This is a genomic window from Micromonospora sp. NPDC092111 (assembly GCF_044755745.1).
Taxonomy (GTDB): domain Bacteria; phylum Actinomycetota; class Actinomycetes; order Mycobacteriales; family Micromonosporaceae; genus Micromonospora.
Genome location: NZ_JBIVRQ010000011.1, coordinates 1 through 11,935, shown reverse-complemented (window position 1 = coordinate 11,935; position 11,935 = coordinate 1). Strand labels below are relative to the sequence as shown.

9 protein-coding genes are annotated in these 11,935 nt (G+C 76.3%); 1 reads left to right on the top strand and 8 read right to left on the bottom strand.

The window, feature by feature from the left end; translation table 11 throughout:
* Positions 1 to 10 precede the first annotated feature (10 nt).
* The 6 genes from ACIQG9_RS20690 to ACIQG9_RS20665 all read right to left on the bottom strand — a co-directional run bounded on the left by ACIQG9_RS20690 (position 11) and on the right by ACIQG9_RS20665 (position 7,678).
* Complete coding sequence (locus ACIQG9_RS20690; protein ID WP_400404679.1) at positions 11 to 1,162, bottom strand: FHA domain-containing protein; 1,152 nt, start codon at positions 1,160 to 1,162, stop codon at positions 11 to 13.
* Positions 1,159 to 1,452 carry a 4a-hydroxytetrahydrobiopterin dehydratase gene (locus ACIQG9_RS20685; RefSeq protein WP_400404677.1) on the bottom strand — a complete coding sequence of 98 codons (294 nt, stop codon included), beginning with the start codon at positions 1,450 to 1,452 and terminating at the stop codon, positions 1,159 to 1,161. The genes ACIQG9_RS20690 and ACIQG9_RS20685 overlap by 4 nt, the downstream gene beginning before the upstream one ends.
* Positions 1,453 to 1,494: 42 nt before the next feature.
* Positions 1,495 to 5,160 carry an SCO7613 C-terminal domain-containing membrane protein gene (locus ACIQG9_RS20680; RefSeq protein WP_400404675.1) on the bottom strand — a complete coding sequence of 1,222 codons (3,666 nt, stop codon included), beginning with the start codon at positions 5,158 to 5,160 and terminating at the stop codon, positions 1,495 to 1,497.
* A gap of 291 nt (positions 5,161 to 5,451) precedes the next feature.
* A complete protein-coding gene (gene cutA, locus ACIQG9_RS20675; protein WP_400404673.1) occupies positions 5,452 to 5,772 on the bottom strand; it encodes a divalent-cation tolerance protein CutA in 321 nt (106 codons plus the stop codon).
* 53 nt (positions 5,773 to 5,825) lie between these two features.
* On the bottom strand, positions 5,826 to 6,848 hold the full coding sequence (locus ACIQG9_RS20670; RefSeq protein WP_400404671.1) for a 1-acyl-sn-glycerol-3-phosphate acyltransferase: 1,023 nt from the start codon (positions 6,846 to 6,848) through the stop codon (positions 5,826 to 5,828).
* Entirely contained in the window at positions 6,848 to 7,678 is an 831-nt protein-coding gene (locus ACIQG9_RS20665; protein WP_400404668.1) for a patatin-like phospholipase family protein, read from the bottom strand. The genes ACIQG9_RS20670 and ACIQG9_RS20665 overlap by 1 nt, the downstream gene beginning before the upstream one ends.
* Before the next feature lie 193 nt (positions 7,679 to 7,871).
* Here ACIQG9_RS20665 and ACIQG9_RS20660 point away from each other — a divergent pair, with 193 nt between their 5' ends.
* Positions 7,872 to 9,617, top strand: coding sequence for a serine/threonine-protein kinase (locus tag ACIQG9_RS20660; RefSeq protein ID WP_400404666.1), 1,746 nt, complete (start codon positions 7,872 to 7,874; stop codon positions 9,615 to 9,617).
* Between the two features lie 110 nt (positions 9,618 to 9,727).
* Here ACIQG9_RS20660 and ACIQG9_RS20655 read toward each other — a convergent pair whose 3' ends face one another.
* Positions 9,728 to 10,783, bottom strand: a complete 1,056-nt coding sequence (locus ACIQG9_RS20655) for a glycosyltransferase family 4 protein (RefSeq protein WP_400405175.1) — start codon at positions 10,781 to 10,783, stop codon at positions 9,728 to 9,730.
* 129 nt (positions 10,784 to 10,912) lie between these two features.
* On the bottom strand, positions 10,913 to 11,581 hold the full coding sequence (locus tag ACIQG9_RS20650; protein ID WP_400404663.1) for a BON domain-containing protein: 669 nt from the start codon (positions 11,579 to 11,581) through the stop codon (positions 10,913 to 10,915).
* Positions 11,582 to 11,935: the final 354 nt, after the last annotated feature.

Genomic DNA, 11,935 nt, shown 5'->3' with positions numbered 1-11,935 from the left:
GCGGCCCGGGTCAGTTCCGGGGCAGCCGCATCGCCATGGTGGGGGCCTCGGCCATCACCGAGGTCGGGGTGAACGCGGCACCGGTCGGCAGTTCGCCCGCCCGACCCACCTGCACCCCCGGGTACAGCTCGACCATGTCGGCACCGCCGAGCACCCGGGACTGGTTCGGGGCCAGCGGGATCCGCTCCGACTCGGTCATCGAGCCGTTCGGCCGGATGCCGGAGCCGTTGGTGCTGACGTCGGTGGCGATCACCTCGCCGACCCGCAGCTCGAACCGGACGTGACCCCGGCTGATCCACCGCCGTGCCTCGTCGTTGAGCCACTGGCCGAGCATGATGCCGCCGGACTGTTCGGGGGCCCGACCGACCACCACCGGCTGGTCCTCGGTGAGTACGAACCGACGCCGGATCAGGCCGCCGATCCGGACCGCCAGCACCTCGCTGCGCGGACGCGGCCCGGCGTCGGAGAGCCGCGCGCCGTGCCGGGGGCAGGTGGGTACGCCGTGGCGCAGGGCGGGCGGCGGCTGACCGGCCGGGGCGCGCTCCACCCGGGCCAGGTCGGCGAAGGCACCACCGCCACCGCCGGAGCCGAAGAGCGCGCAGCCCGGTTCCGGGCACCGCCACTGTCGGGCCAGGAGCTGCCCGCCGACCGAGGAACGATCGCCCTCGACGGGGGTGTGGCCGCCACCGACGTGCGCGACGAAGGCCGGGCCACCGGCGCCGGGCACCGGGGCGAGCACCCGTCCCGGCTGCTCCACCAGCCACGGGAACCGGCCGCGCAGGCCGTCGAACCGGACCCGGGTGAGCACCGGCAGCCCGAGCAGGTCGGCCACCTCCAGCATCCGGTCGCCCGGGTTGTCGAGCACCTCGACCAAGCCGTCGTCGGCCCAGCGCCGGACCACCATCCGCTCGTTGGAGGTGAGGTCGGCGTCGGAGAGCATGGCCCGGTGCACCACCGCGTAGACCGGGACGCTGTCCTCCTCCAGCTCGCGGGAGAGGGCGTCGATCACCATGCCGAGCCGCAGCAGGCTGGCCGGGCGGCCACCGTCGAGGTCCTGGTAGCGGATCACCTCGGCCAGGTCGAGCACGGCCCGGGCCAGGGACGGGTCGGTGCAGACCCGCCCCTCGATGGCGTCCAGCACCTTGCTGATCTCGAATCTCATCGCGCGCTCCGGAGGATGTCGTCGATCCGCCGGGCCAACGCGACGTCACGGTGGGTGACTCCACCGGCGGAGTGGGTGACGCAACGGAAGGTGAGGGTCCGCCACCGGATGTCGATGTCGGGGTGGTGGTCGAGCTCCTCGGCCACCACCGCGACCCGGTCGACCACCGTGACGGCGTCCGGGAAGCTGCCCAGCTCGACGGTGCGGCTGATCCCGGTCGGGTCGCCCGACCAGTCCATCAGCCCGTCCAGCTCCTCTCGCACCGCCTCGGCGGTGAGCAGGTCTGCCATGGCACGACCCTACCGGTGCGCCGGTGGACGGCCGAGCGGCGCTCAGCCCATCCGGCCCACCGCCGCCCGGAGCCGGGCCATGTCGCGGCGGCGCCGCTCGTAGCTGGCGGCCAGTCCGATCAGCGCCAGCCCGCCGATCGCCAGGTAGATCCAGCGGGGCAGCACGTCCCAGCCCCGGACCAGCTCGTGCAGGGCGAGCAGGGTGAGCGTCCCGCCGCCGAGCAGCACCGGCGCCTGCCAGCGCCGGCTCGCGCCGGCCAGCACCACGCCCAGCGCGGTGGCCCCCAGCAGCAGCCGCCGCCACGGCTGTGGCTCCGGGGCCACCAGCACCGACACCAGGCTGGGCAGCAGCCCGGCGGCGAGGCCCGGCCCGAGGGCCAGCCAACTGTTCAACCCGGCTCGGGTACGCAGGGCCAGCAGGCCGGCCACCAGCGCCAGCCCGGCCGCCGGCAGGGTGTACGCCTCCAGCAGCACCACCTGGCCGCTGACCAGCAGCAGCCAGGCGCCGAGCAGTTCGCTGCCCCCGGCGACCGCCGCGAAGGGCCACCGCCGCTCGGCGGGCTCCCCCGGGTACAGCACGCGCAGCGCGGCGGCGGCGCCCCAGAGCACGCAGACCGCGGCGGCGTGCCGGGCGGCCCCGAGGGTGAGCAGCAGCGCCAGCAGGGCCACCGCCTGCGCGGTGGCCTCCAGCGCCCGGACGGTGAGCGGGCCGAGCCGGGCCAGCAGCGGCGCGCCGAGGAGCACCGGCACCGCCACCCCGAGCACCGCGAAGCCGGCCGTCCGGGTCGGCAGTCCGGCCGCCAGCGACGCGGTGAGCGCGAAGCAGGTGGCCGCCGCGACCGTGCTCAGGCAGCCCAGCAGCCGTACCCCGACCCGCCGGCCGGCCGCGCCCACCACCGCCGCCGCGATCACGATCAGCGCCAGCCCGGCCAGCGTGCCGGCCCGGGTGGCGAGCAACCCGGCCAGTCCGGCGGCGGTCCACAACAGCCCCACCGGCGTCGCGACCGGCACCAGCGCCGCACCATGGCGCACCAGCGTCACTCCGGCCGCCTCGGCACCGCGCGGATCGGCGAGCGCGGCGGCGAGCCCGGCGGCGAGGCCGGTGAGCAGGACCACCGCCGGCACCACCGGCCAGGGCACGGCCGCACCCACCAGCAGGACCGGCAGCGCGGCGGCCCCGAACGGCAGCGCGGCGACGGCCGGGGCGGACCGGCCGGGACGGCGGCGGTGGGCGGTCAGCGCGGCGGCGAGGCCGAGGGCCAGCAGCGCCGCACCGACCGCCGGTGCGCCGGGCAGCCGGTCCACCGCCGGGGCACCCGACCACGGGCGTACCGGCCCGCCGTAGGGGGCGGCCAGCGCGGCGACGGTCACCGGGAGGGCGGCGAGCAGGGCCAACCCGGCCAGCCCGGCACCGACCACCCGGCCGATCGGTACGCCCTTGGGACGCCGGTCGGCCAGGACCAGCGGGACGACGGCCAGCGCGGCGTAGAGCGCCACCGGCTCCCCGCCCGGGACGACGGTGGGCGTGACGAGGGCGGCGAGGGCGGCGGCGAGCGCGGTCGAGGCGTACCCGTCGAGGTCGGGCCGGCGGCGACGGAGCGCGAGGAGCGGGAGGAGCAGCAGCGCGGCGGCGGCCAACCCGGCCCGGAGCTGCCACCACGGCGGCGTCCCGGCGGCGAACAGCGCGACCACCGTGCCGGCCGGCACGGTGAGCAGCGCGACCACCAGGGCGACCCCGCCGACCCGGCCCGCGAGGGCGGTGGCCGCGCGAGGCAGCGCCACCACCAGCCCGACGACCAGCACCACGCCGAGCGCCACCAACAGCGCCACCGGGGCGGCCAGCGCCACCAGCAGCCCGTGCCCGAGCAACGCGGCGGCACCCGACGCGCCGACCAGGACGGTCGCGGTGCGGCGGCCCCGCAGCACCGCGACCGGCAGCAGCGCCGCGCCGACGGCCAGGTCGACGGCGAGGGCGGCCAGCCACGGGGTGGCCGTGACCGCCGGCAACGCGGCGGCGACGACCACCAGCCCCAGCAGTACGGTCACCGGGCGGGCGGCCTTCGGCAGCAGCAGCGCGACGGCGCCCACGGTGAGGACGACGGCGATCGGAAGCTGCCAGCCCCAGGAGAGGTCCGGACCGGCCTCGGCGCCCCGCCATGGGGGCAGCGACCGGGCCACCGCGAGCACCGCGAGCGCCCCGGTGGCGAAGAGGCCCACCAGGGCCGCCCCGCCCGCGACCAGCAGCGCGCCGACCCGCGGGCCGGTCCGGTGCCGCTGCGGGAGCAGCCGGACCGCGCCGGACAGACCGGCCGCCACCAGGCCGGTGGCGAACAGCAGGAAACCGGCCCGCAGCTCGGCCACCGGGCGGAGCAGCGCGACCGCCAGCAGCGGCACCAGCACCCCGGCGGTGACCTGGCGGAACGCCCGGCCACCGGCGGCCAGCGACGCGCCGTACAGGACCAGCCCGACCAGGAGCAGCGGTAGCCCGGCGAGCAGCGGCCACCCGCCGGCCCGTCCCACGGCCAGCGGCACCAGCGCGCAGCCGGCGGCGACCGCCACCGCGCCGGCGAAGCCCAGCCAGGCGAGTACCCGACCGGCCGCGACCGGGGCGGAGTCGCGCGGCCCGGCGACCGGCCCCCCACCGGCCGCCGGGTCCCCGATCCGCGCCCCCGGCCCGGTGCCCGGCCCCCCGCCGGGCACCGCCGCCGGGGTCCCGGACCGGCGGCGCAGCACGACCACCACCACGAGGTCGAGCAGCGCCACCCCGAGGAACACCAGCGTCCAGCCGGTGGCCCCGGGCCGGGCCGCCGCCACGGCCAGCGGCAGCACCGGCTGGACCGTGAGCAGCGCCGCGAACCACGGCACGGTGAGCCGGCTGAGCAGGGCGTACCCGGCGGCGACCGCCGCGCTGGCCCCCCCGACCAGCGCGGCGTACCGGGTGCCCGGCCAGTCGGCCGTGCCGAGCAGATTCACCGACCAGGCGGCGTAGCCGTCGAGGACCACCAGCAGCAGCCCCACCGCGGCGAACGTCTCGGCGGTCCCGCGCAGCCCACGCCACCTCGCCACCAACGGGACGGCCAGGGCGAGCACGGTGAACGCGGCCAGGATCAACGCCCGGCCCGCCACCCCGACCGCGGCCCAGGCGACCGCCGTGAAGACCACCGCCGCGGTGCCGAGCAGCAGTCCACCCAGGACGAAGAGCAACCACTGGACCGTCCGGGTCGAGGTCTCGGGCCGGCCGGGCGCACCGACCGCCGCCCCCGGCGGCACCGACCCGGCCAGCGGCACGGCCCCAGCCGGCGACACAGACCCAGCCGGCGGCACGGCCCCAGCCGGCGACACCCACCCGGTGAGCGGCGCGGAACCGGTGAGCGGCGCGGAACCGGTGAGCGGCGCCGGGTCGGCCGGCGGGCGGACGGCGGGGACCACGCCGATCGGCACCGCACCGACCGGGACCGGCCGGGGGAACTCGCCGCGAACCCGGGCCGCTAGTTCCGCCCGTCGGCGTTGCGCCGCGAGCAGCCGCGAGGCGATCCCCTGGTACGTGACCCGGGCCCGGTCGACCTCCCGGCCGAGCGAGACGATCTCCCGGTCCAGGCGGACCACCTCGGCGGCGGGTGGGTACGGTGCCAACCCGCAGCCGTGGCATCCCCGGGTCAGATCGGCAGGTGTGCCGCAGCGGGGGCAGGGATAGCCGGTGTTCTCCACCCGGCCATCCTCTCGGTCGACCGGGCCGCCGAACAGAGTGCCCGTACCTAGGTGCCGAGGCGACAGGCCGAGGTGGTCGAGATGGCCCGGACACCGGTATACCACTCAGGCATAAATATGCCCGAGCGGTATACCGGTCCCGACAATAGTTCGACCCGGACGAGGTCGACCCGGACGAGACCGACCGACCCGGACGAGACCGACCAACATCAGGTCTACCCGGACGAGGTCAACTCGGTGCGGGGATCCGCCGTGGGCAGGGGCGACCGGCAGGCGGTAGGGATCACCGCACTAGATGCGGGTGTTCTCGTGCACCCAGGCGGCGTACGCCGGGTCGCCGCTCTCCACCCGGGTCACCAGGATCTCCGGCACCTCGTAGGGGTGGTTGGCGCGGATCTGACCGACCAGCGCGGCGGCCCGGTCGGGCGCGGTCTTGAACTGCACCGACCATTCGGTGCTGGTCTCCACCCCGGCACGCCACCAGTAGGTGCTGTCGACGTGGCCGCCGACCTGGGCGCAGGCGGCGAGCCGCCCGGCCACCGCCGCAGCCGCCAGCACGTCCGCGACGGACCGCGAGTCCACCACCGTCGTCACCACGCAGATCTGGTCCACCAACGCACCCTACGTGGGGATCGGGTCGGGCCGGCCCACCGGCGACCGCGCGTCTAGCCGGTGCTGACGCCGTCGCGGTTGGCGGCGATCCAACCGTCGATCCGTTGCCACCAGTCGAAGAGCCAGTCGATGCGCTCCTGGCGTCCGGCCGGGATGTCCCCGGGGGGCACCGACCAGAACCGCATGATGATCCGCTTGTCCATCGGCAACTCGCGCCAGACGTCGGCGACGGTGACCATCCGGTCCAGCCCGGTGTGCGCCACGAAGATCACTCCGGCGTCCGGGGCGGCGTCCAGGGCGGCCAGCAGCCCGCCGGGCTGCGGGGCGAGTACGTGCTGCATCCGTTCGGCGCGTAGCGCCATCCGTTCCAGGCCGAGCGCGCGCAGCCGGGCGATGGCCCGCAGTCGCCGGCCGGGGGTGAAGTTGCCACCCTCCGGGAAGAGCACGAAGGCGTCGTCGTCGTCCAGGTCGGTGGCGAGGTGGCCGATCTGCCGGACCGCCGAGTCACGACCGTCCGGGCCGGGCGCGATGAACCGGTTGGGCAGCCGGTTGAGCAGCACGTCAATCGCCGGATCCCACTGGAGGGACTCCTTGAGCACGATCCGTGGCTCCCGCTTGAACCAGTTGACCAGGGCGTGGATCAGGATGAACGAGTCACCGGGGCCGGCGTGCCGGCAGAGCACCAGCTCCGGCCGGCCGGGCAGGGCGGTGTCGGGGTCGGTGCCGACCACGTCGATGCTCAGCCGCAGCGTCCAGCGGGCCTGCCAGAAGAGCATCCGGAGGAACCAGCCGGCGAGCACGTAGTGCGCCCGCTGGAAGGCCGGTGCCCGCTTCCACCGGCCGAAGCCGGCGGCCAGCCAGAGCACGAAGAGGGCGAGCAGCGCGGCGGCGTCCCAGACCAGGTAGACGCAGCCGATCCAGAGCAGCCGCAGTGGACGCAGCCGGCCCGGCACGAACGGTGAGACGGCCAGCGCGAGCAGCGCCCAGACCGGCACGGTGGTCACCACCGTCACCGCCAGCAGCACCACCCCGGGTGCCAGCAGCAGGCGACGCACCCACCACGGTGGCAGCGGCATCAGCGGTCCAGCGTCGCCAGGTAGCGCCGGGAGGCGGTGTAGGCGCGGCTGATCCGCCGCCCCACCGCCGCCATGTCCCGGTACGCCCACGGGCTGTCGTCGCGCGGTTCCAGCCCGCCGGTGGGCAGCACGTGCACCTCCACCCCGTCGGGCAGCGCGGCCATCTCCCGGGCGAACCGGTGCCGACGGGCGATCTCGAACGCGACCTGCGCGATCTCCCAGGGCCGCCGGGGCGGCGTCAGCTCCCGTTCGATCCGGCCCACCTGGAGTACGAAGATCCGCTTCGCGCCGACCGCGACCCCCTCGCCGATCGGGATCGAGTTGACGATCCCGCCGTCGATGTAGTGCTGGCCGTCGATCTGGGCCGGTGGCAGCAGCCCGGGTACGGAGGCGGAGGCGAGCACCGCCGGCACCAGCGGGCCCTGGTGGAACCAGTGTTCGGCGGCGCGCTCGATGTTGGCCGCGCAGCACCGGAACGGCACCTTCAGGTCGGCGAAGGTGGTCTCCGCGCCCAGTTCGCCCTCCAGCAGCTTGCGCAACGGCCGGGGCGAGTGCAGGTGGGTACGGGCGGCGAACCGGCGTAGCTGACGGGCCACCGAGTCGCCGTACACCTCGCTCGCCTCGGGCGAGGCCCAGAGCCGGACCAGCCGGTCGGTGACCGCCTCGGACGGGTCGGCGGCGACCAGCGCGCCGTTGACCGCGCCGATCGAGGTGCCGAGCACGACGTCGGGGCGGATCCGGGCCCGGAAAAGGGCGCGGAGCATGCCCACCTCGACCGCGCCGAGCACTCCCCCGCCGCCGAGCACGAACGCCACCGGACCGCCACTCATGTCGTTCATCCTGGCACGCCGCCGCCCGGGTCCCCGGCCGAGCCGCTGGTCACCGCCGTCGGCTGGCCGGCCGGTGGCGGCGGGCGAGCCGGCCGGCGCGGAGGGTCACCGGGAAAGGGGACGGCCGTTGACAGGGCGGACACATTCCCGCAACCTGACACCACCCCGACCCCCCAGGCAGGTGCGAACACTGATGGCAGCGCTGCACGCCGGCCGGTTGCTGGCCCGCAGGTACCGGCTCCTCGACCAGATCGGGGCCGGCGGCATGTCGGTCATCTGGCGCGCCCGCGACGAGGTGCTCGACCGGGTCGTGGCGGTCAAGGTGCTGGCCCCGTCGCTGGCCGCGGACGCCCGGTTCCGGGACATGGTCCGCGAGGAGGCACGCTCCGCCGCCCAACTGGTCCACCCGCACGTGACCTCGGTGCACGACTACGGCGAGGCGCTCGCCCCGGACGGCGAGATCACCTCGTTCGTGGTGATGGAGTTGCTCGACGGCGAGGAGTTGGAACACCGGCTGACCGAGGGACCGCTGCCCTGGCCGGACGCGGTCGAGGTGAGCGCCCAGGTGGCCGAGGCGCTGGCGGCGGCGCACCGGCTCGGCATCGTGCACCGGGACATCACCCCGGCGAACGTGATGATGACCAGGGTCGGCGCGAAGGTGCTCGACTTCGGTATCGCCACCCAGGTCGGCGCCCCGGACGAGGACGAGGACGGCGGCACCTTCGGCACCCCGGCGTACGTGGCTCCGGAGCGGCTGGACGGTGCGCCGGCCCAGCCGTCGACCGACGTCTACTCCCTCGGGGTACTGCTCTACGAGACGTTGACCGGCCACCCGCCGTATCCGGCGGACACCTGGGAGCAGCTCGACGCGGCACTCGCCGACGGCGAGCCGCCGTCGCTGGACGGCGTGCCGGGGCTGCCCCCGGTGGTGGTCCGCACCTGCCTCCGGTGCCTGGCCCGGGACCCTCGGGACCGTCCCACCGCGCACCAGGTCGCCGCGGCGCTGCGGGACCAGTTGCTGCCGGGCGACCCGCAGGCGGCCACCATGCTCTCCCCGACGGTGACCCTGCCCGCCCTGGCCGGTCCGGGTGCCCCCGACCTGCCCTCGGGCAACCCCGGGTCGCCGGCCCGGACCGGCGCTGTCGGGGTCGCGCCGGCCGGTGGAGTCGCGACCGCTGGTGGAGTCGCGACCGCTGGTGGAGTCGCGACGGCCGGCGGGACCGGGCCGACCGGCGCGCCGCACGCCGCCGCAGCGCCCGGGACCACAACGGCAGCCACCACCGCACCCGGCGCTGCGGCGGCGGGCGACGCACCACCGGGCCGCGCGGCGCCAGGCACCGGAGCAGCGGTCACCGGAACGGCAGGCACCGGAACGGCGGGCAGCGGTACGGCAGGCGCGGCGGCGGAGCCGCCGTCCCGACGGCGTCCGCTGCTGGTGGTGGGTGCGTTGGTCGTGATCACCACGGCGGCGGCCCTGCTCGCTCCGCACCTGATGCCGGGGACCGACGCCCCGCCGACCGCCCGGACCACCGAGGCCCCGGTGACCGACCCGTCCCCACCGCCCACCCAGCCCCCGGCCGACAGGTCGCCGCGCCCGGCCACCGCGACGGCGAGCAGCACGCCTCCGCCGCCCCGCCCGCAGCCGACCCCCGACGGCGGGCAGGGCGGCGGCGGGCTGACCGAGGCGGCGGAACGGCTACGCGGGCTGATCGACGACGGGGTCCGCACCGGCGAGATCCGTGAGGACGTCGGCGTGGACCTGCGCAACGTGCTCGCCAACCTGACCCGGGCCGCCGCCGACGGCCGGACCGACGTGCCCGAGCAGGTGGCCGCGCTGCGCGAGAAGGTCGGCCGACGGGTCGGCGAGGGCGGCATCAGCCCGGCGTACGGTCGCCAGCTCGAAGCCGCAGTCCGGGAGCTGGCCGCGACCAGCGTCTGACGGCCGTCGGCGGGCGGCGCGGCACCCGGGCGGAGCCGGTGCGGGCGGGGGCGGCGGTGGGGGCGCGGATGGCGTGGGGTGGCCCGCCGCCCGCCGACGGCACCTGGCGGTCACCGCACGCTGAGCGGAAGCGGCTCCCGGGCGACGGTGACCGCACCGAGCGCGAAGCTGCGGTAGACCGCCTCGTAGCCCAGCGCCATCCGCTCGGTGGAGAAGTGCTCGTCCACGTGCGCGACGCAGGCTGCCGGGTCGAGCCGGACCACCTCGCGCAGCGCCGCCGGCAACTCCTCGGGGCGGTCCCGGACCAGCCCGGTCACCCCGTCGAGCACCAGCTCCGGCACCGAACCTCGGCGCAGCGCCACCACCGGCGTACCGGTCGCCATGGCCTCCACCATCACCATCCCGAACGGCTCCTCCCACTGGATCGGCATGATCAGGCAGCGGGCGTCGACCAGTAGCCGCAGGATGGCCTCCCGGTCGGCGTTCATGACCACGTTGACGTCCTCGTCCAGCATCGGCTGGACCGCCTCGGCGAAGTAGCGACGCTCGGCGGGCTCGTTGCACTTGCCGGCCAGGGTCAGCGGCAGCCCGGCCGCCCGGCAGGCCCGGATCGCCAGGTCCGGGCCCTTGTCCGGGCTGAACCGGGCGAGCCAGAGCACCGGGCCGTGGCCGGGTTCCCGCTTGCGCGGCACGTCCCGGCTGTCCAGCGCGTTGTACACGGTCCCCACCCAGGGCAGGCCGGGGTTGGCCCGGCGCTGGGCGTGCGAGATCGCCACCAGGCCGACGCCGTGGTCGGTGTCGCTGAGCACGTCGCCGTACTCGCCGACCGGGTTGCCGTGCACCGTGGCCACGGTGGGCACCGCCCGCCGGCCGGCGACCAGCGGCCCGATCGTGGTGTGGTCGTGGATCACGTCGAAGTCGGCGGCGGAGATCACGTGCTTCACCCGGGCCAGGTGGGCCAGCTCGGGCAGCGACTCGCCGAGCCGGTCGTACTGCAACTCGCCGACCGTGGAAAAGAAGTCGCCGGCGGTCCCGTGCTGCCGTCCGGCACCGAACAGGGTCACCGCGTGACCGTGCCCGACCAGCCTGTCCACCAGCCCGTGCACCACCTGTTCCAGCCCCCCGTAGCCCGGCGGCGGCACCGACAGCCACGGCGGGACCAGCATCGCGATCCGCAGTGGCCGCTCGGGCGGCGGGCGTTCCGACGGACGGTGGGTCACGGCCACGAATCCTCCCCCGTTGGCCCCGCTTAACGGGATCGGTGGCGGTTTCCCCCTGCGGTGCCGGTCAAACGGTCAGCCGGTGACGACCAGCCGGTCGTCCACCGTGCGCACCCCGGGGGTGGACCAGGCGACCCGTTCCGCCTCGTCCCGGTCCCACCAGGAGCGCACCTTCCCGCCGAGCACCACGGTGTCCCCGGCCACCTCGACGGTGATCTCCTCGGTGCCGGTCCGGCGGCGCAGCGCCCGGCGCAGGTCGTCGGCGGTCCGGGTGCCGCTCGGCACGGCCGGTGGCGCCACCTCGACCAGGTTGGTGACCCCGCGTACGCCCCGCAGCCGGCGCAGTTCCTGCTCGGCGGTACGCCGCTGGTAGCCGTACTCGACCTCGCCGCGCAGCATCAGCCAACCGTCGGCCACGGTGACGTCCAGCCGTTCGGCGGGCACGAAACTGTCCCACTCCAGCGCCCGTACGGCGGCGACGCCCAACTCCGCGTCGTCCCGCCCGTCCAGGCCGGGCAGGCGCACCTCCAGGTCGTCGGCGACGGCCCGGACCCCGCGTACCCGATGGGCGCAGCGCTGCGCGGCCCACCTACGGGCGTAGCTGTCCACCCGGCCGGTCAGCGTGACCACGCCGGCGGCGACGGCCACGCCGATCTCGTTCGGCTGCGCCTGGGGGTCCCAGCCCAGCTCGTCGAGGACGTCGCGCTGGATCTCCGGGTCGGTACGCACCGCTGCCGTCGTCATCGCGTCCCCTCCCGTGCGGTCGGCTCCTGGCGACGATGCCGGCGACCGGGGTGACCCGCCCTCACCCGATCCGGGTGAGAACGCCGGGACGAAAGCGGGCGGGGGGGGGGGGGGGCCCCCCCCCCGGGGGGCCCCCCCCCCCCCCCCCCCGGGGGCGGGGGGGTTTGTTTTTTTATGAAAGGGGGAGGGGCGCGTTTGGGGGGCCCGGGGGCCGCCGAGCGGGTGGGCGGCGGGGGGGGGGGGGGCGCGGGCGGGGGGGGGGGGGGGGGGGGGGGGGGGTGGGGGGTGGATCAGGCCAGGTCCAGCGAGCGGGCGGCGGCGAGGGCGTCGTTGGCGATGGTGAGCGGGGCGGGG